The following is a 21806-nucleotide window of genomic DNA, read 5'->3' on the forward strand; positions in this document are numbered from 1 at the left end:
GCCGTACCGAATTTCCGGTTGCATTAACTGCGAAGTAAATGTGTCGAATAGAGCGCAGTCACATATCGCACAGGTCACTTTTCGAATCAGCGCGTTATAACGTGGGCATGGAATATGCGGAAAAGCAGGCTTTTCAAGCCGCGACAGATGCATCGCTGTGTCGAAATACCATCGTATGGACGCGCTCGCTGTCAACGGTCCGGCGTCGGATCACTGACGTAACAATGCAGTAGCACGTGCAGCGAACGCATAAGCGTTTGCCGTCGTCGTCTATGTTTATCGCAGGCGTTTATTAACTAAGCGATGCGCTTTCCACGGTTGTGTGGCTGATGCGCCGGGCAGGACCATCCGGATGCATGCACGCGAGCTTGGCAGCAAGCTGCTGGGGCAACCAGCGCCATAGCACCAGAGGATCACGCACCAACTGAAACACTGCCGTCCCCGGCGTCAGTCAGGTGGTGATAGCTTTTCAACTGCACTGAGGGTGTTGCACTTGGATATTGAGTCCAAGCTGTGTGACCGCACGTTGCGATGACGCACACAAAAGAGCCGCCTTGCGGCGGCTCGATCGGATCATGGCGAGATCACATCACATCACATCAAGGGCTGAAGCGTGTCGCATGGGTCGCCTGTGGCGACAGGATCGACATCTGCGGCTTGTCGGTTCCGTCCTTGTTGGGATGTACGCTGTATTCGTAACTGATGTTCCACCATGAACCGGCAGCCCACCACGTCCAGCCCAGCCAGACATCTGCATTGGTTTCCATATACCCGAGCATGCCCTGCAGCGCTGCATTGCAGCCTGCGTTGTTGCCGGTGCCGAATTCGCCCAGGAAACCGCGTTTTTGATTGAGGCGCAACCACTCGGTGAAACTGCGTAGCCGATCGGCGCCGACGGTGGCACTGACGCAGACATTGCTGGTGCCGCTGGAATCGGCATCCAGGTACTGATGCACTTCGAACGCGTAGTGGTTGAGTGGGTCGTAGATGGAGGTCAGCGCGGTGGCGTTGGAATACCCATCGCTGGTGGGCGAGTACCAACTATGCGCGCCGGTCCATAACACGCCGGGGACCAGAATCAAATTGTTTGCACCGGTGGCCCGAATGCTGTCGATGCCTGCCTGTGCAGCGGCAGCCCAGCCACCTGCCGATACCCCATTGGGCTCGTTCATCAGCCCGAAAATCACCGCGTTATCGTTTTTGAACACCAGCGCAAGGCGGCGCCATAAATCGCTGAAGGTCGCAATCGGTACTTCAGGAGTGCCTATTTTATAACCGTAGTATTTGGCGTAGTTATGGATATCCAGCACCAGATACATGCCCGATGCCTTGGCGCGAGCCACGGCCTGCTGCACCAATGCCAATTGCGCCGGATCCAGTTCGCCACGTGCGCTGGGTTGCAGGCGCTCCCACAAAATGGGCAGGCGGATCGTATTCATGCCAACGCCGGCGAAATAGGTGTAATCGCTGGCAGGTGCGTACATATAGTCTTTGTTGAGGACTCCCGGCTTTTTCGACGATGCAAACTCGGCACCGGAAAGATTGACTCCGGCGTAGGTGAGTGCGCGTGTCTGCGCATGAACCTGCGGCAAGACGCCAAGCAGGATGAGAAGCAGTGCACAGCGAACAACGCTGCGCAGCGAGCAGGAAACAGAAGACATAAAGCAACTCCTTGAACGACGGGGACGATGCGTCGCAGCTGGTTGCGTGCGATTTGCGCAAAGCGCGCTGCATTCGGTAGGACTTAATGCATTGGCTGTGCCCGATCGCGCAGCACACTGAGCGTTAAGTAAATGTGCGAGCTCACTCCCAGTCACAATTCGCCGGGGTCACATTCCGCACCAGCACGCTGTAACGCGCGGCAGAAAAAAGCGGCCGCGCACGCTTCGGCACACGGTCAGCGCGGACGGTGTGCTGTCGAAAGAACGTCGTATGGATGCGTCTGCTGCCAACTGCATGACGCCGATTCATTGGCGCCGTGCACGGTTGCGCCTGCATGCTCAGCGCAGGCGAGGCGTGGTTTGCAGACGGATGCGAGGTGCCGCTGTTAGCGCGCGATACGCTGCGCGCGGGCGCTCAGGATCGTCATCTGTGGCTTGTCGCGTCCCTGCGCATCGGGCTGCACGTTGAATGGATAGGTCCGGTTCCACCATGCACCGGCCGCCCACCAGGTCCAGCCGATCCACACATCGCTGTTGGTTTCCATGTAGCCCAACATGTTGTTGAGTGCGCTGTTGCAGGTCGCGTTGTTGCCAGTGCCGAATTCGCCCAGAAATCCACGCTTGTGATTCAGGCGCAGCCACTGGGTAAAACTGCGCAGGCGTTCGGCACCGACGGTGCTGCTGACGCAACCGGCGCTGGTACCGCTGGAGTCGGTATCCAGGTATTGATGCACTTCGATGGCGTAGCGATTGAGCGGGTCACGAATGGATGCCAGTGCCACGGCATTGGATTGCCCGGCAACGGTGGAATACCAACTGTGCGCGCCGCTCCACAGCGCACCGGGAACCAGAATCAGATTGTTGGCGCCGGTTTTGCGGATGGTGTCGATCGAGGCTTGTGCCGCGCTGGCCCAGGATTGCGGATTGATGTCGTAAGGCTCATTCATCAGCCCGAAGATCACCGCGTTGTCGTTCTTGAAGGCGATCGCCAGACGGCGCCACAAATCGGTAAAGGTGCTGATCGGCACGCGGCTGCTGCCGATCTTGTTGCCGTAGTACTTGGCGTAGTTGTGCACATCCAGAATCAGATAGACCTTGGCGGCCTTTGCATTGGCGACTGCCTGGCGGATCAGTGCCAATTGCGCCGCATCCAGTTCACCGCCAGCCTTGGGTTGCAGGCGCTCCCACAGGATGGGTAGCCGAATGGTGTTCATGTGTTTGCCGGCGAAGTAGCGGTAATCGCTGGCGGCCGGATACAGGTAGTCGACGTTGAGCACGCCGGGTTTTTGCGAGGATTTGATTTCTGCGCCGGAGAGATTGACGCCGGCATACTTCAGGCGATTGCCGCTCTGTGCATGTGCAAGCGGCATGATGACAAGCAGCAGCAATGAGAACGCGCAGCTAAGCAGCCGGCGTGTCCGGGGGGGAGAGGGCAACATGGGTGACTCCTGAAGCATTCGCGGGGGGAGATGCATCGCACTGGCGTGGACCTGCCACGTGCATGACGACAATGCAACGCCTACACCCTAGGCGCATCTGTACATTCAAACTACGAATGCGAGATATCACTTAATTGGAGCTGTGAGCGACTTGGCACTTATTGCCAAACATACACGTGCTTTGATGTGGTAAAGCGGACATCGCGCATCGTCATCGCCGCACACAGGTCGCACTCTGCGCGGCAGCACTGCATCGACTGCTGCGCATTCGAGATGGAGTGACGTTGCAGGTTGTCTTGCGATTACAACACTGCACATCGATGCAGTGGCGTGCCTTGCATCAACGCAGATCGCAATTGCACGTATAAAACTCACCTGGTGCGCGAACGGGACGTCGGCACTTGCGATGTATTGCACGTGAGGTTTGTGCGCTGCGTTGTGATTGCGGCAACACTCCATCACTGCGGATCCTGCAAGACGCGTCGCGCGATTGCGGGGCCACCGCGCATTTGCGCGTAGCGCTGTGCTGCCAGCGCCCGCACATCCGATGCTTCGGCATAACGCATGTCATATATGCACGACAAAAAAAACGGTGGCCGCAGCATCTTGCTGCGACCACCGCATTCGAACAGACCGGCGTGTGTTACTTGGTGGCGCGGCGTGCGTACTTGCTCAGGATGGAGATCTGGGGCTTGTCGCTGCCATCCTTGCCCGGCTGCACGGTGAAGAAGTACTCCGGCTTCCACCATGCACCGGCGGCCCACCAGGTCCAGCCCAGCCACACGTCGCTGTTCTTTTCCATGTAGGTCAGCATGCCTTCCAGCGCCTGGTCGCAGACCGGATTGTTGGCAGTGCCGAATTCGCCCAGAAAGCCTTTCTGCTTGTTCTCGCGCAGCCATGCGGTGAAGCCGCGCAATTTCTCTTCGCCCACCGTGGCGCTGGTGCAGACCGGCTTGGTGCCGCTGTAGTCGCTGTCCAGATATTGATGCGCTTCGAAGGCCAGGTTGTTGCCCGGGTCCTTGACGATCTCCAGCGCCTTGGCATTGGAACCGCCGTAGTTGGCGCTGCGCCAGCTGTGCGCGCCGCTGTAGGCGGTGCCCGGTACCAGGATCAGGTTCTTGGCGCCGGTCTTGCGGATCGCGTTGATTGCGCCTTGCGCCGCTGCAGCCCAGTCGGTTGCGGAAATCCCATTGGGCTCATTCATCAGCCCGAAAATCACCGATGTGTCGTCCTTGAATTCCAGCGCCAGCCGGCGCCACAGATCCGCCACTGCGGCGGCGGGTACATCGCTGGTGCCGATGCGCTTGCCGTTGTACTTGGCGTAGTTGTGCACATCCAGGATCAGGTATTGCTTGTTGGCCTTGGCCGCAGCCACCGATTTCTTCAGTAGCGCCAATTGCGCCGGATCCAACTCGCCGCTGAGCTGTGGTTGCAGGCGTTCCCACAGGAACGGCAGGCGGATCGTATTCATGCCTTTGCCGGCGAAATAACTGAAATCCGACGCGGCCGGATAGGTGTAGTCCTTGTACAAGGTGCCCGGCTTCTTGCGTGAGTTGAACTCGGCGCCGGAGAGATTGACACCGACATATTTCAGGCCGGCAGATTCTTTTTTCGCAGCGGCGGGCTCTTTTGCCTGCGCCAACGGCATTGCGGCGAGCAAGGTCAGTGCGAGTGCGGCACTGCGTAACGAGGGGAAATGTGCGGGAGAGCGAAACATGAAGCCTCCTTCGGCATCGACGTGAGTGGCCGCAGGGGGAGGGCACGGCCAGCAGGGATGGTGCAGGGCAGGATGGTGGTTGGTCAGCGTAGAAGCTTTGGCGTTAGTGCGCCATTCACGCCTACTGCAGCGATTTGATCGCGCAAACGCCTGCAAGACGCACTTCGCCGCTGCGGTGGCGTTCGCAACCCGACAGGCAAGACGCACTGTCGCAGGAGTGCGACAGGCGCCTGTTTTAAGCTAGAGGCTGCTTACTTTTGTCTCCTGCACCATCGCGGGGGACGTGACGCCCGGAGCCCCCTCATGAGCAAAGCTCACGCTTACGCCGCCCAGACCGCCGATCAACCGCTTGCACCGTTCGTGTTCGAACGGCGCGCACCCGGCCCCGACGATGTACAGATCGACATCGCCTATTGCGGTGTGTGTCACTCGGATCTGCATACCGCACGCAACGAATGGCACAACACGCTGTACCCGTCGGTGCCCGGCCACGAGATCGTCGGCCGTGTGACGGCGGTGGGCGATGCGGTCACTGGCTTCAAGGTCGGCGACCTGGCCGGTGTCGGCTGCATGGTCGACAGCTGTCGCAGCTGCGCGTCCTGCCAGGAAGGCGAAGAACAGTATTGCGAGCAGGGCTTTACCGGCACCTATAACGGGCCGATGTTTGGCGGCGAGAACACCTACGGCGGTTATTCCGACCACATCGTGGTCGATCAGAAATACGTACTGCGCATCTCGCACAGCGACAACCTGGCCGCCGTGGCGCCGCTGCTGTGCGCCGGCATCACCACTTATTCGCCGCTGGCGCATTGGAAGGTCGGTCCCGGCCAGAAGGTGGGTGTGGTGGGCCTGGGTGGCCTGGGCCACATGGCAGTGAAGATTGCCAAGGCGATGGGCGCCACCGTGGTGTTGTTCACCACCTCCGAGAGCAAGCGCGCCGATGCGTTGCGTCTGGGCGCGAGCGAAGTAGTGATCTCCAAGGACGAGGCGCAGATGGCCGCGCAAGCCAACACACTGGACTTCATCCTCAACACCGTGGCCGCGCCGCACAACCTGGACCCGTTCCTGGCTGCGCTCAAGCGCGACGGGGCGATGGTGCTGGTGGGTGTGCCCGAGCATTCGCATCCTTCGCCGAGCGTGTTCAATCTGATCATGAAGCGCCGCACGCTGGCCGGTTCGTTGATCGGCGGCATCCGCCAGACCCAGGAAATGCTGGATTTCTGTGCCAAGCACAACATCGTCTCGGACATCGAAACGATTCGCGCCGACCAGATCAACGAGGCCTACGAGCGCATGCTCAAGAGCGACGTGAAGTATCGCTTCGTGATCGACATGGCCACGCTGGACAAGGCGGCCTGATCGCCTAGCGCGCCCGGCAATCGATGCAGCCCTGCAACAGGGCTGCACATCAGGTGCCTGCGCGAACGACTGCAGCGTGGACGCGGCAATGACCGCGTCCACGCTGCTGCCGGATGACACCGGCTACCGGCTGCAGGCATCGCCGGACCGCGATTCGATCAACCAGGTCAGGCGCCCTGCGCAGCGGCCACTCTGCCGTCCTGCGCCGGATAGGGCGACACCAGCGGCGTCGCGGGGCGCACCAGCATGGGTGCGGAGAACAGCAGGTTCAGCGCGGGCAGGCGGCCCGGCGTGCGCAGCAGGCACAGCAGGGTGGGCGCCAGCACGCCGGTGCCCAACAAGGCGAAGAACAGCAGCGACCCATCGTGGATCCAGCGCGGCAGCAGATAGGCCAGCACGATGAACGGTGGGAAGTGGGTCAGATAGAACACCACCGAGTTGCGGCCCACATAGCGGATCGCCTGCGCGGCCGGTTGCTGGTTTGCCCAGATTGCAGCAGCGATCACCAGCGGCAGCGCGATCACCACCAGCGGCAGGTAGCCGATCCAGATACCGTGCAGCGCGGTGAGATTGGCGATCAGCACGATGGCGCACAGGCTCAGGCACGACAGTGGCCAGATCCAGCGCGGTGCCTGCTGCAGCAGTGCCGGCACGCGACCGGCCAGCAGCGTGCCGATGTAGAAGAACGCGAAGTAATAGAACGGGTCGGCCCCCTGGCGCAGCAATGGGCCCAGGCACACCGAACCGAGCAGGGTGGCAGCCAGCACCAACGGGGCCGGCAGCCGACGCAGCAGTGGGATCACGGCAAGAAACACGAACAGGTAGAACAGAAACCAGGTCAGTGCCACGTTGCCGACTACGATCCTGCCCAGGTCCAGCCAGGCAATAGGTTCGGCCTTGGCCAGCACCGAGCCTGCCTCGCGCAACGCGAAGATCAGCAGCGACCAGATCAGATAGGGATACAACACGTGCCGCAGCTTGCCGCTGAAGTAGGTCGCGATCCCCTTGTCCAACCCACGCGCCACGAACAAGCCCGAGAGCAGGAACATCAGCTGCATGCGTAAGGGGGCCAGCGAGCGGTTGATACGCTCGATCGACAGCATCAGCGTGCTGCTTTCTCCGGCTGCGCCGCTGCGTAGCTCGGGATAGGCGTCGAAAGCGAAGCCATAGGCGTGCAGGACGATCACCATCAGTACGCTGGCACCGCGCAGCCAGTCCACCCAATCATCGCGTTTATGGTTGCCGGTAATGGTTTGGTACGTCATGAGGTTGCTCCTTTGGTGGGGCCCACGGCTTTGCCGCCGCGGTGTGCGACGACACGAATCAGGTCTGGATTCCACGGCGGTGTTGTCCACGCGTGGGAGGAGGCGGATACCGTCGTTGCCGAGGACATCCGGGTAAGCGCAGAGCGTTCCGCGTGTCAGTGAGGGTGGCTGGGCTGCGTGATGCGGGGACGGCTTATATGTGACTTAGATCACACTTGTTTGGCGCGTGCAATCGTCGAGGCTGCAGATAGATGCAGGCCTGTGTGTGCGCTGATGGCAAGGTCATGCGTGGGTGCGGGCGCCTTGCACAGTCGATGGCCGCTTGAGTTTGCAATTGCCGAGATGCGGTGGAGCGTGTGCTCAGCGGCAGGACAAATCACCGCACGCAGCAGCAAACACTGCACGATCGCTGTGAGCGAAGTGCCGATCGCGAAAGACAGGGGGATTGGTCGTGGAGCGTTCCGGATCGGGCGAGGCGCGACCTTGCGGGAGGCGATGTCCGTTGCGTGTCGCCGTGGATGCATTGCGTTGCATCGCGGTGCGTCACGCGGGCATAGCCGCTCACGCAGCGTGCGGGTTGCCCGCACGCGAGCCTGCACGCGAGCCCGCACCAACGGTGGGCGCATCGCCCACCGCTGGCAATCACTCAGGCCGCAGCGGGTTCCTTGACCTGCGCCTTGACGCCGAGCAGCTGCACGATGCTGCCCGCCGCATCGCGGCCTTCGGCCACGGCGGTCACCACCAAGTCGGCGCCGCGCACGCAGTCGCCACCGGCGAACAGGCGTGGGTTGCTGGTCTGATAGGGCAGGCGGCCGTTGTCGTCGGCAGGGGCGACGATGCGGCCGTTACTGCCGGCTTCCACGCCTTGCGAGGCCAGCCAGTCCGGTACGGTCGGCGAGAAGCCGAAGGCGATGATCACCACGTCCGCTTCCAGCAGCGATTCGCTGCCTTCCACCGGTACTGCGTTGCGACGGCCGCTGGCATCGGGCTCACCGAGCCTGGTCTCCACCACGGTCACACCGATGGCTTCGTCGTCGGCACCGGATTCGATCGACAGCGGCTGACGGTTGAACAAAAAGCGCACGCCTTCCTCGCGCGCGTTGGCCACTTCGCGTGCCGAGCCCGGCATGCTGGCCTCGTCGCGGCGGTACGCACAGGTGACCTTGGCCGCGCCCAGGCGGATGGCGCTGCGTACGCAGTCCATGCCGGTGTCGCCGCCGCCCAGTACCACCACGCGCTTGCCGTTGAGATCGGGCAGCGCCATCTGGTCTTCCCAGCCGGCGATCGGCCGGCCGTGCGGGTCGTTGCCGCTGACGATGCGGCTGTTCTGCACCAGGAACGGCAGCGCCGGCAGCACGTTCTTCAGATCCTGGCCGGGCAGGCCGCCATCGGTGTAGCGGTAGGCGCCGGTGCCCAGGAAGACCGCGTCGAATTCGCCCAGCAACTGCTCGATGCTGACGTCGCGGCCGACTTCCACGCCCAGGCGGAATTGCACGCCCATGCCTTCGAGGATTTCGCGGCGCTTGCCGATCACCGACTTGTCCAGCTTGAAGCTGGGAATGCCGAACTGCAGCAGGCCGCCGATCTGCTCGTAGCGGTCGTAGACCACCGCTTCGATGCCGGCGCGCACCAGCCGGTCCGCACACGACAGGCCGGCCGGGCCGGCGCCGATCACCGCCACCCGCCAGCCGGTTGGCTGCACGTTGCCCAGGTCCGGGCGCCAGCCCATCTTGAAGGCGGTATCGACGATGTATTTTTCCACTGCACCGATAGTGACCGCGCCGAACTCCTCCAGCGTGCAGCTGCCTTCGCACAAGCGGTCCTGCGGACACACCCGCCCGCACACTTCCGGCAGCGGGTTGGTGGAATGGCACAGCGCGGCGGCTTCTTCGATGCGGTTTTCCTGCACCAGCTGCAGCCACTGCGGAATGGCGTTGTGCACCGGGCACTTCCAGCTGCAATACGGATTGCCGCAGTCCAGGCAGCGGCCGGACTGATACTGCGCATCGGCCTTGTCGAACTTGCCGTACAGCTCGCCCCAGTCACCGGACGTACGCAGCTCCACCGGAATGCGCGTGGGCATGGTCCGGGGCAGGTCGAGGAATTGGAAGGCTTGCTTGCGGCTCATAAGAAAATCCGTGGCTGATTCCCTTCTCCCACCGGGAGAAGGTGCCCCGAAGGGGCGGATGAGGGTACGGAGCGTCAGCGCCCGCATCCCCAAACCCTCTCCCGTTGCAGGGAGAGGGAAGCACTCAGGCGGCGCGCCGCAGCGACTCGGTCAGCGACTCGATACTGGCGGCCTTGGGTTTGACCAGCCAGAACTTGCCGATGTAGTCGCGGAACTCGTCCAGGATCTGCTGCGCCCAGATGCTGCCGGTCAGCTCGCGGTGGCGGCTGATCAGGGTATGCAGATGCTGGCGATGGTTCTCGAAGCCTTCGGCGGAGACGCGGTGGATGTCGATCAGCTCGTGGTTGTAGCGATCCACGAAGTCGCGTTCGATATCCAGCACATAGGCCAGGCCGCCAGTGAAGCCGGCGCCGAAGTTCAGGCCCACTTTGCCCAGCACCAGCACCACGCCGTCGGTCATGTATTCGCAGCAGTGGTCGCCTGCGCCTTCCACCACTGCCAGTGCGCCGGAGTTGCGCACCGCAAAGCGCTCGCCCGCGCGGCCGGCCGCGAACAGCTCGCCACCGGTGGCGCCGTACAGGCAGGTGTTGCCCACGATCGGCGTGCTGCGCGCCTCGAAGCGCGCGCCGCGCGGCGGACGCACCACCAGCCGGCCGCCGGCCATGCCCTTGCCGACGTAGTCGTTGGCTTCGCCTTCCAATTCCAGCTGCAGGCCGCCGGCATTGAACGCGCCGAAGCTCTGCCCGGCGGTGCCGCGGAAGCGCAGGTTCAACGGCGCATCGCTCATGCCGTGGTTGCCGTGCGCCCGCGCGATGGTGCCGGACAGGCGCGCGCCGATCGAGCGGTCGGTGTTGTGGATCAAAAAGCGATGGTCGCCGCCGGTCTTGTTGGCGATCGCATTGGCCAGCAGGCCATCCATTTGCGTGGCCAGGCTGTCCGGGGACTCGTACAGGCGCTGGGCCGCGCAATGGCTGCCGTCGTACTGCGCATGCGTGAGCAGGCGCGACAGATCGACCTTGACCCCGGCGCGTGGCGAGACCTCCAGCTGTTCGAGCAGGTCGGTGCGGCCGACGATCTCGTCCAGCGAGCGCACGCCCAGGTACGACAGCCACTGGCGCACTTCTTCGGCCAGCAGGCGGAAGAAATGCTCCACGCGCTCCGGCAAGCCGGTGAAGTAGTTCGCACGCAGGCGCTCGTCCTGGGTGGCCACGCCGGTGGCGCAGTTGTTGAGGTGGCAGATGCGCAGGTACTTGCAGCCCAGCACGATCATCGGCGCAGTGCCGAAGCCGAAACTGTCGGCGCCCAGCAACGCGGCCTTGACCACGTCCAGGCCGGTCTTCAGGCCGCCATCGGTCTGCAGGATGGTGCGGTCGCGCAGGTCGTTGGCCACCAGCGCCTGGTGCGACTCGGCCACGCCCAGTTCCCACGGCACGCCGGCGTAGCGGATCGAGCTGATCGGGCTGGCGCCGGTACCGCCGTCGTGGCCGGACACGGTGATCAGATCGGCGCCGGCCTTGACCACGCCGGCGGCAATGGTGCCGACGCCGGCATGCGCGACCAGCTTCACCGATACCAGTGCAGTCGGGTTGACCTGCTTGAGGTCGTAGATCAGCTGGGCCAGGTCTTCGATCGAATAGATGTCGTGATGCGGCGGCGGCGAGATCAGGCCGATACCGGGCTTGGCGTAGCGCAGCCGGGCGATCAGTTCGTTGACCTTGTGGCCGGGCAGCTGGCCGCCTTCGCCGGGCTTGGCGCCCTGCGCGACCTTGATCTGCAGCACCTCGGCATTGACCAGGTATTCCGGGGTCACGCCGAAGCGGCCCGAGGCCACCTGCTTGATCTTGGAGCGCTTCTCGGTGCCGTAGCGGGCCGGGTCTTCGCCGCCTTCGCCGGAATTGCTGCGTCCGCCCAGGCGGTTCATCGCAATGGCCAGTGCTTCGTGCGCCTCGGGCGACAACGCGCCCAGGCTGATCGCAGCGGTGTCGAAACGACGCAGCACATCGGCCGCCGGGGCGACCTCGTCCAGCGGGGTCGGGGTGTCGGCACGCTTGAGCTGGACCAGATCGCGCAGCGTGGAGGCCGGGCGCGAATGCACCGCATCCACGTATTTCTGCCAGTCGCCGGCATCGCCGGTGCGGGTGGCGCGCTGCAGCGTCATGACCACGTCGGGGTTGTACATGTGGTACTCGCCGCCGTGCACGTATTTGAGCAGGCCGCCCACTTCTGGCTTGAGCTGGTCGTTCCAGGCGCGTGCGGTGAGCTCGCGCGCCTCGGTGTCCAGCCGCGCCAGGTTGACACCGCCGATGCGTGCGGGTGTCTCGGCAAAGCACAGGTCCACCACGTCCGGGTCCAGCCCGACGATCTCGAACAACTGCGCACCGCGATAACTGGCGATGGTGCAGATGCCCATCTTCGAAATGATCTTGGACAGGCCCTTGTAGATGCCCTTGCGATAGCGGCGCCCGATCTGCGACTGCTCGCCGCCCTTGCTCAGCTGCAGGATGCCGCGCCGGCCCAGGTCGAACAGCGTCTGGTAAGCCAGATACGGGTACACCGCAGTGGCGCCGAAGCCGAGCAGGCAGGCCATGTGGTGCGGGTCGCGCGCGGTGCCGGTTTCGATGATCAGGTTGGCGTCGCAGCGCAGCCCCACCTTGCACAGGTGGTGATGCACCGCGCCGGTGGCCAGCAGCGCATGCGCCATCGGCCGGTCCGGCACCGGGTAGCGATCGGACAGCAGCAACATCACTGCACCGGCGCGCGCGGCGGCCTCGGCTTCCTGGCAGATGCGTTCCAGCCCGGCCTTGAGGCCTTCTTCCACGCTATAGGACAGGTCGATCAGGCGATTGCGCTCGACGTACTGCTCCATCTTCAGCAACTGGCGCAGCTTGCGCTGGCTGAGCACCGGCGAGTTGAGGATGACGTGGTTCACCGTCTCCGCGCCGGCGTGGAAGATGTTGGTCTCCTTGCCGAGCTGGGTGGTGAGCGACATCGCGATGCCTTCGCGCAGCGGGTCGATCGGCGGGTTGGTGACCTGCGCGAAGGCCTGGCGGAAGTAGTCGTACAGCGGCCGGGTCTGGCGGCTGAGCACCGCCATCGGGGTGTCGTCGCCCATCGAGCCGGTGGCTTCCTGCTCGGTCTCGGCCAGCGGGCGCAGGATCTGCTCCACTTCCTCGGTGCTGAGCTGGAACAGCTTGTGGTAGCTGCGCAGGGTCTGCTCGCTGAAGGGTTCTTCCACCAGCGAGGGGTCGATCAACTCGGTCTGCAGATAGGTCACGCCCTGCTGCAGCCATTGCTTGTAAGGCGCGCGCGCACGGTTGATGCGGTCGATGGCATCCGAGTCAAGCAGGTCGCCGCGCTTCAAATCGATCGCCATCATCTCGCCCGGGCCCAGCTTGCCCTTGCGGGTGATGCGCTCGGCCGGCAATTCCCACACGCCGGCCTCAGAGGCCACCAGGAAATGGCGGTCGGAGGTCAGCATCCAGCGGGCAGGGCGCAGGCCGTTGCGATCGAGCATGCAGGCGGCGTAGCGGCCGTCGCAGGCCACGATGCCGGCCGGGCCGTCCCACGGCTCGGTGTTCAAACCGTAGAACTCGTAGAACGCAGCCAGGTCGGCGTCCTTGAATTCCAGCGACTGGGTCGCCGGCGGCACCAGGATGCGCAACGCCTGCAGCAGGTCCATGCCACCGGCGACCAGCAGCTCGAGCATGTTGTCCAGGCTCTGCGAATCGGAGCCGTGCATGGAGATCACCGGGTCGAACTCGGCGATGTCGAAGCGCGGGGTCTGCCACACCTTGCTGCGCGCCTGCGCCCAGCGGCGGTTGCCTTCGATGGTGTTGATTTCGCCGTTATGCGCGAGCAGCCGGAACGGATGCGCCAGCGGCCAGCGCGGCAGCGTGTTGGTGGAAAACCGCTGGTGGAAGACAATCGCACTGGAGGACAGATCGCTGCGCTGCAGGTCCGGGTAGAACGTGCTCAGCTTGTCCGGCAGCACCATGCCCTTGTAGCTGATGCCATTGGGCGACAAGGTGGTGACGTAGAAATTGTCTACCTCGCGCAGCGCCTGCTCGGCGCGCCGGCGCGCCAGGAACAGCGCCAGGGTGAAGCCGTCTTCGGTCTGCTCCGCGCCTGCATCGACGAATAACTGCTCGATACGCGGCAAGGTGTCGCGCGCCAGTTGCCCGCACACGCTGTCGTCGGTGGGCACCACGCGCCAACCGCGAAAGTGCACGCCGGCGGTATGCAACTGGGTTTCCAGCTCGGCACGACATCGCGCGGCATCGCTCTCGTCCAGCGGCAGGAACACCACACCGGCCGCGTAACGCGTGCCCAGCGGAATGCCGGCATCGCGCGCCAGACCGCGCAGGAACGCATCGGGTTTGCGGATCAGCAAGCCGCAGCCATCGCCGGTGAGTCCGTCGGCGGCCACGCCGCCGCGGTGGGTCATGCGCGAGAGCGCCGCAATCGCGGTGTCTACCAGCGAGCGGGAAGGTTGGTCGTCCAACTGGGCGACCATGCCAAAACCACAGGCGTCGCGTTCGTCGCGCGCGCTGTTGTAGAGACCGTAGTCGTTGAGCCCTTGGCGAGTGCGGGGGGCCATGTCTGCCTCTTTGCGATCTGGGAGAGCGGCGACGACGTTGCAGCGCTCGATCCGTGGAGCGTTTCGAAGAGGTCACCGGATGATCGACTAGACCACAGTTGATGCGGTGCCGCAATACACCGTTACAGCTGCAACGAGGGCGGCCGCAAGGCCCTGTGCCAGCTGGCTTGGCGCCCGTTCGCCAACAGGCGCCAGGCGGTGCTCAGCCGCAGCGCACCGAGGCGATCAGGTTCTTGGCATCCACTTCCAGATTGAGCCGTTCGCCATTGAACTCCATGGTGACCATCTGCCCGGGTTTGAGCACGCGCACCGACTTGGCGCCGGCATCGCTGCGGGCCTGTTCGCTCACTGCATCGGTCAGCGGCTGGCCGACCAGCGACTGCACCTGGGTGGCATCGCAGCTGCCAATCGGCGGGGCCTCGGGAGCGGCGGCCGGTGCGGGGGCTGCGGCTTGTTCGGCCGCTTGCTGCGCCTTGGCGGTGACGGCTTCCTGCTCGTCCGGTTGCGGCGAGCCGCAGGCACTCAAGGCCGCCAGCACGACCAAGGAACAGGCCAGGCGGGCGGTAGGCAGGACAGAGCGCATCGATGACTCCAGCACAGTGGGGGAGGCCCAAGCATAAGCAGAAAATCTGCTGACGGGCATCGCTTGCCCACATGGCGTTGTCGCAGCGTTGACGCGGCCTAGTCCTGCCCGGCTCAACAATCGGCGCCTGTCCTTCGATCCGTGCGCAATGAAAGCCAAACGTGTTCTTCGCAATGCCGCAGCCACCGCCAGTGCTGCCGGCAAGCTGGCCACCGTGGCCGCCAGTGCCGCCACTGCGGTGGCCGCCACTGCCGCGGCGGCGAGCGTGGCGGCGGTTGCACAGGCCAAGGCCACCGCGCGTGCGGCCGGGCTCACCTATGTCAACGATCAACAGCCCGGTATCAGCCGCCGCAAGGCCGGCAAGAGCTTCAGTTATCGCAGTGCCGACGGGCAGCGCGTGGCCGATGCCGATACCTTGCAGCGCATCCGCGCACTGGCCATTCCGCCGGCCTATACCGAGGTGTGGATCTGCGCCAAGCCCAACGGCCATCTGCAGGCCACCGGCCGCGATGCGCGCAGGCGCAAGCAATACCGCTATCACGCCGAGTGGGCGCAGGTGCGTGGCGAAGGCAAGTTCGAACGGGTGATCGCCTTCGGCCAGGCCTTGCCCAAATTACGCCGACGGCTGCGCCGCGATCTGGTGTTGCCGGGATTTCCGCGCGAGAAGGTGCTGGCGATCGTGGTGGCGTTATTGGCCGACACCCTGGTACGCGTGGGCAACGCCGAATATGCGCGCAGCAATCGTTCCTATGGCCTCACCACCTTGCGCAACCGGCATATGGAATTTCTGCGCGGCGGACGTGCGCGGCTGAAATTCCGCGGCAAGAGCGGCCAGGATCACGAGATCGAAGTGGACGACAAGCAACTGGTGAAACTCATCCGGCAATGCCAGCAATTGCCGGGGCAATCGCTGTTTCAGTACCGCGACGACGACGGCCAGCTGCAGCCGGTGGACTCGGGCGAGGTCAACGACTATCTGCGTGAGGCGATGGGCGAGGATTTCACCGCCAAGGACTTCCGCACCTGGGGCGGCACGCTGGCCGCGCTGCAGCGGCTGGCGCGGTTGCCGTTACCCGAGCGCATGAGCGAACGCGCGTTGACCCAGGTGCAGAACGATGTCATCCGCGAAGTGGCCGATGCGCTGGGCAACACGCCCTCGGTGTGTCGCAAGGCCTATATCGACCCGTGCGTGTTCGAAGGCTGGCGCGCCGGCGAACTGCAGGCCATGGCCACCGGCGTGCGCGGCGAGCGCCAATGGGAAGCGGCCACGCTGCGCTTTTTGACCGACTCGCGCAGCAAGCAAGGCAAGGCGGCCAAGACGACCAAAGCCACCAAGGCCACTAAGGCCACTAAGGCCACTAAGGCCACCAAGACGAAGCTCAGCCGCAGCAAAAAATCTGCGTGATGCTGTTGTTCGGCGAGATATCGCTGGTGAGGTGATCGGTAGCCCGGTCTGCGTCACGCCTATGTCTGTCTGCTTGTAGATTTTTATCTGCAGCGTCCAGCACGCCCGCAATGCCACAGCTCACGACAAGCGCGAGCAGATCGTTGGCCTGCATCGTGTTTTACCTTGTGTAGGTGCGACGCTGGATGCGATAGGTCGTTGCAGGCGGAACGTTCCGATATGTGCGCCCGATCTTGACGGCCTCCAGATCGAGCGCATCGAGAATATGCGCCGGCACCGAGCATTTGAATCCATAGGTAAACAGATACAGCCGCCCGCCAGGCTTCAGCTGCAGGAAGGCGCCGCGCAGAATCGCAGCCACCTGGTGTGCCGGCATGTTCAACAGGCCGAGGCCGCAGACCACGGCATCGACGTACGCGCCATCGATGCGAGGCAGCGATTCAAGATCGCAGACATCCATCTGCAGCAAGCTTGCGCGCGGGAAGCGCTGCGTGAGCAACGCAGAAAAGGTGGCGTTGTACTCGAGCAGAACGAGGTTCTTCTCCTGCACGCCTTTGTCGATCATCGCCTGGGTAAACACACCGGTCCCCGGCCCGAGTTCGAGAACCCGACCGGTACGCGCCGACAGCTCGGATGTAATGATGGAGGCGAGCGCGCGTCCGGAGGGGAGTATCGCTGCAACGGAGCAGGGTGCGGTGATCCATTCGCGAAAAAACGACGTCATATACGAACGTGCCATCTATCCTCACAACGTTGAAAGAGTTCGGCCAAGCTGCATCTGCACGCACCACTGCAGGATGCGCGATGGTGCAAAAACAAGGCTAAAGCAAGAGTCTGTCCGGAACCTGTTTTGGCTGCAGATCGGTGGCGATAGTTCAGGTTTTTATCAGCATTGGTGCACTGCGATTCGAATGCTTCGCTGCAATGCGCTGTCATCGGATAAAAAAACGATGCGTGATCGTCGGTGCAGGTGATGACCGCATATAACGCGCGGCGGTTGCATAAATGCCTGCATCGCACAGATGATCGACAGACAGTGGCGCCAGCCTGCGTGGCAGCCGACGCATCAGGCCATGTTTGCAATCGGTGCGCAGTGCGGCAGGTGTTGATCGGGCGAATGCGTGTCGAATGATCCTGACCAGCGATTGCCAAGACACGCGCCCAACACGGCCGTCACCGCATGCGCAGACGAGCTGCGTGCAGCGGGGTTGTCTGGCGTGCGCATCGTAAGCTTTGAGGGGCCGGACATCATGGTGTCCGAATGACCGCCAGACCGCGCCATGGAGGTGAGCAACGTGGAAATCGGCGAGACATTGCGCACCGCCAGCAGCGGCGATACCGAACCGCAACCTGTCTAGCGCACTCTGGACAACCGGTAATGATTATTCGTGTGCACATGCAATTGCGCGATGGTCTGGTGCCGTTATCGAGCATTGCGGTGTGGGCGCTGGAAAGCGGCCCGAGCGAAATAAGCCGCCACCATCGACAGCGATGTCACGGTGAGCGCAGATCTTGGCGGGATGGGTTGAGCAAGACGCTGGCGCTGACTAAGAGCGGCTAGCAAAACGTAGCGGGCAGTTGTCAGGTGTGCGTGGACGGCTCGGAGGAGCCGGAACGTAAAAGTGGTACATGCCGAATCCGAGCACCGGCCACGCGCGCCTGGCCGGTGCGCAGTAGTTTTGTTAGCCGCTCTAAGTGTTCTAGCACTGGACGCTGCACATGCAAGCAACCCTACATGTGCCCGTTCCGGTCGCTGTCATATGCACGGCAATGCGGATGCGCCTAAGGCAACGGCAACGCTCAGCCGCAATAAATCGCGGTGATGTTGTTGTTCGGGCCGGTCTCGACGGTGAGGTGATCGCCACCGCTTTCGCTGGCGCCCTGGGCCGGATCGGCCAGGCCGCTGGCGGTGGTGCCGCCGGTGGCGCGTTCGCCACGACGCACGCTGACCTGCAGACTGTCGCTGTCCACGCGCGCACGTTCGATGGTCTGTGCCGCCGCGGCCAGGCCTACCGCGCCACGCACCTTGTCGATATGGCACTGGCCGGAGATGACCCCGTCGATGGGCTGCACCTGCACGAGCTGATTGGAGGCACAGGCCGAGAGCAGCAACACGGCAGCGAGCGGGGCGAGGGTGCGGATCATCGAGGAGCTCCAGCGGAAGAATGTCGCAAGCGTGAAGAAAGCGTTGTTGGCGTGGCATGAAGACTGCTGGCCGCACGCATCGCGATGCCAGGCGTGGCATGCCCTGCCGCGGTCCGGGACGCAGGGCTGAGGCCCTCTTGCGTGACGCAGATGGTTCAGTAGCTTGCGATTACTTCTAAATCTGGACGACTCCACTACAAATCTTCCGGCTAGTCGATCAATGGGCGCGTCTCTACTCTTTGCATCACCGGGGCAGCTTGCTCCACCACCGCAAAGGGATCCGTCATGAACGCACAACTGGCCACCGTCTACGCCGACCAGCAGCCGCAGCGCGAGCCCGGCGTGCAGGCCATTACTTCGCCGCGTCCGTTGGTGTTCCGCACCCGCGGCACCACCCGCGGTCCGATCACCCGGCTGATGAGCCCGGGCGACCTGGGCCAACTGGTCAAGCCGTTCGTGTTCCTGGACCTGTTCACCGTCAAGCCGTCGATCGGCGGCGCACCGATGGGCATGCATCCGCATTCGGGCATCGCCACGCTCACCTACCTGATGGAAGGCGAAGTCGGCTACGAAGACAGCACCGGCAAGCAGGGCACCCTGCCCACCGGCGGTGTGGAATGGATGCGCGCCGGCAATGGCGTCTGGCACGACGGTATGCCGGTGGGCCAGTCCTCGGCCAAGGGCTTCCAGCTATGGGTTGCGCTGCCGGCGGCCGAAGAAAACGCCCCGGCGCAGAGCCTGTATCTGTCGCCCGACGATGTGCCGGTGGCTGGCCCGGTGCGGGTGCTGCTGGGCCGCTACGGCGCGCTGGAAAGCAGGATCCCGGCACCGGCCGACATGACCTACCTGAGCGTACAGCTGCAAGATGGCGAGCGCTGGCGCTATGTGCCGCCGGCCGGACACACCGTGGCCTGGATCGCAGTGCATGGTGGCCAGCTGGAAGCGGCCGAGACCATCGGCAGTGGCCAGATGGCGGTGTTCAAGGATGCCGAGCAGGCGATCGAGGTGGTGTCGGTAGGTGCGAGCTCCTTCGTGCTGGGCTCGGCGGTCAAGCATCCGCATGAGTTGGTGATGGGCCACTACTCGGTGCACACCAGCAAGGCCGCACTGGCGCAAGGCGAGGCGGAAATCCGCCGAATCGGCGAGCAGCTGCGCGGCCAGGGCCGTCTGGCCTGAGTCTGCGGCGGGCGCTGCACACGCCCGCCCAGCGTTTTCGCTTTCGCTTTCGCCTTGTCTGCCTGTCTGCGCGATGCAGCACCGAGAGGCACTAAATCACCGACAAGCGCAACGCACACGCGCAGACCGGTAGCAGGGCAACCGGCAGCGCACACCACTCAGCCTGTATTTCACCCGCCGACACGCACACGTGTGCGTGCTCGGTCGCATCTTCAACGTCGTGGCAGTGCCACGCACCCCCACACAATCAGAGGCTTCATCATGAAACTGCTCCATCTCGATTCCAGCATCCTCGGTGGTTATTCGGCCAGCCGTCAGCTGTCGGCGGCCACGGTCGCCAAGTTGCAGTCCGGCCACAGCGATGTCGCAGTGACTTACCGCGATCTGTCCGCCGAGCCGCTGGCGCATCTGTCCGGCGCGCATCTGGCGGCCCAGCAGAATCCCACCGGCGACCAGAGCCCGGAACTTGCGGCCGAACTGGCCACCAGTGCAACGGTGCTGCAGGAGTTTCTGGACGCCGACACCGTGGTGATCGGTGTGGCGCTGTACAACTTCACCATCCCGACCCAGCTCAAGGCGTGGATCGATCGCGTGCTGGTGGCCAGCAAGACCTTCCGCTACAACGCGCAAGGCGTGCCCGAGGGGCTGGCCGGCAACAAGCGGGTGATTCTGCTGGTGGCGCGTGGCGGCTTCTATGGCGCCGGCTCGCCGATGGCGTCGCTGGAGCATGCAGAGAGCTACATGCGCACTGCGCTGGGCTTTGTCGGCGTGCACGCCCCCGAGGTGATCGTGGCCGAAGGCCTGGCCACCGGCGCAGACGCCCGCCAGGCGGGTATCGCCAGCGCCCAGCAGCAGATCGATGCGCTTGCTGCCTGAGTGGCGTCGCGGCTGAGGCGTGTCCAGCGGCATGAACTGCGCTGGTTTGCCCGGTGCCGATCATTCAAACGTGGCGAGACTGCATCGAGCGGACAGCGTGCCGCTCGATGCAATGCGTTATCACGACAATCACCGCACGCCGGGTATCGCGGCGCTATTTGCCAAGCCAGCCACCTCTTTGCATTCAGGCCCATTCAATCGCGTCGTCACGGCCCGGATAAACGCCGAGACCGCACGTGGCTGATGGTGTCGGCTCGGGTAGAGCGCGTACAGGCTCTGGCCCTTGCGCTGAAAATCCGGCAGCACCACGGTCAGGCGGCCTTCGTCGATATCCGGCCAGGTGAGTGCCTGCGGCAACAAGGCGATTCCGAGCCCGGCCACCGCCGCAAGCCGCAGCGCGCGGGCGGTGGTGGCGGCCATGCGCGCCTGCACCTGGACGTCTTCGGCAAGCCCGGACGGGCCGACCAGCGTCCAGGTGGCATAGCCGCTTGGATGCGGAAAACTGATGCAGTCGTGTTGCGGCAAGTCGTCCAGCCGCAACGGCCTGCCGCGCGCCTGCAGGTAGCCGGGGCTGGCCACCAGTACATCGTTGGTGTCGGCCAGGATCTGGCGGCCGACATAGCCCAGATCCGTCATCACACCGCCACGGAAGGCCACATCGATGCGCTCGGCGATCAGGTCGGCCTTGCCATCGCTGAGCACGAATTCCAGGCGCACGCGCGGATGCGCGGCGAGAAATTCGCCGACCCATTCGACGCGAAAAAAATCCAGAAAATCCGCTGGCGCCGCCACGCGCACCAAACCGGCGGCTTCATCGCCACCGGCCACCAGGCTCTGCCCGGCCGAGGTCAGTCCGTCTACCGCATCGGCGCAACGTTCAAAGAACGCTTGCCCGGCGTCGGTGAGGGTGAGCTTGCGGGTGGAGCGCTGCATCAGGCGCGTGTCCAGTTGCGCTTCCAGCTGTTGCACACGCCGGCTCACGCTGTTGGGTGCAGTGCCCAGCCTGCGCGCGGCTTCGGCAAAGCTGCCGCTACGCACGACCTGCACATACAACGCGATGTCATTGAGATCGATCACCGGCGGCCTTGGCGCGTGTAAACGCGGAGTCTAAGCGTGGCGACTGCGCGTCGTCGATCATGGCGGCGTCGAGTGCTGTCTGCGGTAATCAGGTGCACCGGCAGTAAAGCGCGTCATGCCTGCGGATTTGCTGCAGGGCCCTTGCCCGCCCACCGTCGCGGGACACGCCGCAAGTACGTCCGTGTAGGCTCTTACGCGGCATCCATGCCGCGTAAGGTCCCGCGACGGTGGGCGGGCAAGGACCAATCGAGAGTGTCGGTGTGCATGGTTGCAAGCAGTGCAATACGCGCGTTTTTTTAGATGGCGGCGCGAATGATGGCGCTCCTGATCAGCGTCGCAACGCGAACGAATAACAGGCAGGCTTTCAACGAAGCGGCC

General features: G+C 63.8%; 15 protein-coding genes and 1 other RNA gene. 4 read left to right on the forward strand and 12 right to left on the reverse strand.

Features of this window, described 5'->3' with window-relative positions; genetic code table 11:
- Nucleotides 1-599: 599 nt before the first annotated feature.
- From FFY45_RS10690 to FFY45_RS10700, 3 genes are all read right to left on the reverse strand, one after another.
- Nucleotides 600-1661 carry a glycoside hydrolase family 5 protein gene (locus FFY45_RS10690; RefSeq protein WP_176340411.1) on the reverse strand — a complete coding sequence of 354 codons (1062 nt, stop codon included), beginning with the start codon at nucleotides 1659-1661 and terminating at the stop codon, nucleotides 600-602.
- A gap of 386 nt (nucleotides 1662-2047) precedes the next feature.
- Complete coding sequence (locus FFY45_RS10695; protein ID WP_176340424.1) at nucleotides 2048-3043, reverse strand: glycoside hydrolase family 5 protein; 996 nt, start codon at nucleotides 3041-3043, stop codon at nucleotides 2048-2050.
- 700 nt (nucleotides 3044-3743) lie between these two features.
- Nucleotides 3744-4817 (reverse strand): glycoside hydrolase family 5 protein, encoded by a 1074-nt coding sequence (locus FFY45_RS10700; protein ID WP_168959261.1) that lies wholly within the window; start codon nucleotides 4815-4817, stop codon nucleotides 3744-3746.
- 303 nt (nucleotides 4818-5120) lie between these two features.
- Here FFY45_RS10700 and FFY45_RS10705 point away from each other — a divergent pair, with 303 nt between their 5' ends.
- Nucleotides 5121-6176: an NAD(P)-dependent alcohol dehydrogenase gene (locus FFY45_RS10705; RefSeq protein WP_006452229.1), complete on the forward strand. Its 1056-nt coding sequence runs from the start codon at nucleotides 5121-5123 to the stop codon at nucleotides 6174-6176.
- A gap of 167 nt (nucleotides 6177-6343) precedes the next feature.
- Here the strand turns inward: FFY45_RS10705 and FFY45_RS10710 are convergent, their stop codons facing one another.
- The 4 genes from FFY45_RS10710 to FFY45_RS10725 form a co-directional block, all read right to left on the reverse strand.
- Nucleotides 6344-7441: an acyltransferase family protein gene (locus tag FFY45_RS10710; protein ID WP_176340412.1), complete on the reverse strand. Its 1098-nt coding sequence runs from the start codon at nucleotides 7439-7441 to the stop codon at nucleotides 6344-6346.
- 646 nt (nucleotides 7442-8087) lie between these two features.
- A complete protein-coding gene (locus FFY45_RS10715) occupies nucleotides 8088-9569 on the reverse strand; it encodes an FAD-dependent oxidoreductase (protein ID WP_006452227.1) in 1482 nt (493 codons plus the stop codon).
- 124 nt (nucleotides 9570-9693) lie between these two features.
- Complete coding sequence (gene gltB, locus FFY45_RS10720) at nucleotides 9694-14166, reverse strand: glutamate synthase large subunit (RefSeq protein ID WP_176340413.1); 4473 nt, start codon at nucleotides 14164-14166, stop codon at nucleotides 9694-9696.
- A gap of 202 nt (nucleotides 14167-14368) precedes the next feature.
- Nucleotides 14369-14749, reverse strand: a complete 381-nt coding sequence (locus FFY45_RS10725) for an I78 family peptidase inhibitor (RefSeq protein ID WP_043888794.1) — start codon at nucleotides 14747-14749, stop codon at nucleotides 14369-14371.
- Nucleotides 14750-14807: 58 nt separating this feature from the next.
- Here FFY45_RS10725 and FFY45_RS10730 point away from each other — a divergent pair, with 58 nt between their 5' ends.
- On the forward strand, nucleotides 14808-16154 hold the full coding sequence (locus tag FFY45_RS10730) for a DNA topoisomerase IB-related protein (RefSeq protein ID WP_176340425.1): 1347 nt from the start codon (nucleotides 14808-14810) through the stop codon (nucleotides 16152-16154).
- Here FFY45_RS10730 and FFY45_RS10735 read toward each other — a convergent pair.
- The 4 genes from FFY45_RS10735 to FFY45_RS10750 all read right to left on the reverse strand — a co-directional run bounded on the left by FFY45_RS10735 (nucleotide 16129) and on the right by FFY45_RS10750 (nucleotide 18299).
- Nucleotides 16129-16308: a hypothetical protein gene (locus FFY45_RS10735; RefSeq protein WP_023901962.1), complete on the reverse strand. Its 180-nt coding sequence runs from the start codon at nucleotides 16306-16308 to the stop codon at nucleotides 16129-16131. The genes FFY45_RS10730 and FFY45_RS10735 overlap by 26 nt on opposite strands.
- Nucleotides 16309-16314: 6 nt before the next feature.
- The gene (locus FFY45_RS10740; protein ID WP_023901963.1) at nucleotides 16315-16893 is read right to left on the reverse strand and encodes a class I SAM-dependent methyltransferase; all 579 of its coding nucleotides are present in this window, start codon (nucleotides 16891-16893) and stop codon (nucleotides 16315-16317) included.
- Between the two features lie 816 nt (nucleotides 16894-17709).
- A non-coding RNA gene (locus FFY45_RS10745) (sX9 sRNA) lies at nucleotides 17710-17785 on the reverse strand.
- A 169-nt stretch (nucleotides 17786-17954) separates the two neighbouring features.
- Complete coding sequence (locus tag FFY45_RS10750) at nucleotides 17955-18299, reverse strand: hypothetical protein (RefSeq protein ID WP_006452222.1); 345 nt, start codon at nucleotides 18297-18299, stop codon at nucleotides 17955-17957.
- Between the two features lie 285 nt (nucleotides 18300-18584).
- Here FFY45_RS10750 and FFY45_RS10755 point away from each other — a divergent pair, with 285 nt between their 5' ends.
- Entirely contained in the window at nucleotides 18585-19475 is an 891-nt protein-coding gene (locus FFY45_RS10755) for a pirin family protein (RefSeq protein WP_176340414.1), read from the forward strand.
- Between the two features lie 261 nt (nucleotides 19476-19736).
- Nucleotides 19737-20351 carry an FMN-dependent NADH-azoreductase gene (locus FFY45_RS10760; protein ID WP_176340415.1) on the forward strand — a complete coding sequence of 205 codons (615 nt, stop codon included), beginning with the start codon at nucleotides 19737-19739 and terminating at the stop codon, nucleotides 20349-20351.
- Nucleotides 20352-20480: 129 nt separating this feature from the next.
- Here FFY45_RS10760 and FFY45_RS10765 read toward each other — a convergent pair whose 3' ends face one another.
- Nucleotides 20481-21428 carry a LysR substrate-binding domain-containing protein gene (locus tag FFY45_RS10765; RefSeq protein WP_176340416.1) on the reverse strand — a complete coding sequence of 316 codons (948 nt, stop codon included), beginning with the start codon at nucleotides 21426-21428 and terminating at the stop codon, nucleotides 20481-20483.
- Between the last annotated feature and the right edge of the window lie 378 nt (nucleotides 21429-21806).

The sequence above is a fragment of the Xanthomonas hortorum genome, from assembly GCF_011305375.1.
GTDB classification, from domain to species: Bacteria; Pseudomonadota; Gammaproteobacteria; order Xanthomonadales; family Xanthomonadaceae; genus Xanthomonas; species Xanthomonas hortorum_E.

Coding starts and splice junctions, on each gene's coding strand:
- FFY45_RS10705 (WP_006452229.1), top strand. CDS start 5,121: ATGAGCAAAGCTCACGCTTACGCCGCCCAGACCGCCGATCAACCGCTT.
- FFY45_RS10740 (WP_023901963.1), bottom strand. CDS start 16,893: ATGGCACGTTCGTATATGACGTCGTTTTTTCGCGAATGGATCACCGCA.
- FFY45_RS10750 (WP_006452222.1), bottom strand. CDS start 18,299: ATGATCCGCACCCTCGCCCCGCTCGCTGCCGTGTTGCTGCTCTCGGCC.
- FFY45_RS10735 (WP_023901962.1), bottom strand. CDS start 16,308: ATGCAGGCCAACGATCTGCTCGCGCTTGTCGTGAGCTGTGGCATTGCG.
- FFY45_RS10715 (WP_006452227.1), bottom strand. CDS start 9,569: ATGAGCCGCAAGCAAGCCTTCCAATTCCTCGACCTGCCCCGGACCATG.
- FFY45_RS10690 (WP_176340411.1), bottom strand. CDS start 1,661: ATGTCTTCTGTTTCCTGCTCGCTGCGCAGCGTTGTTCGCTGTGCACTG.
- FFY45_RS10710 (WP_176340412.1), bottom strand. CDS start 7,441: ATGACGTACCAAACCATTACCGGCAACCATAAACGCGATGATTGGGTG.
- FFY45_RS10700 (WP_168959261.1), bottom strand. CDS start 4,817: ATGTTTCGCTCTCCCGCACATTTCCCCTCGTTACGCAGTGCCGCACTC.
- FFY45_RS10755 (WP_176340414.1), top strand. CDS start 18,585: ATGAACGCACAACTGGCCACCGTCTACGCCGACCAGCAGCCGCAGCGC.
- FFY45_RS10760 (WP_176340415.1), top strand. CDS start 19,737: ATGAAACTGCTCCATCTCGATTCCAGCATCCTCGGTGGTTATTCGGCC.
- gltB (WP_176340413.1), bottom strand. CDS start 14,166: ATGGCCCCCCGCACTCGCCAAGGGCTCAACGACTACGGTCTCTACAAC.
- FFY45_RS10725 (WP_043888794.1), bottom strand. CDS start 14,749: ATGCGCTCTGTCCTGCCTACCGCCCGCCTGGCCTGTTCCTTGGTCGTG.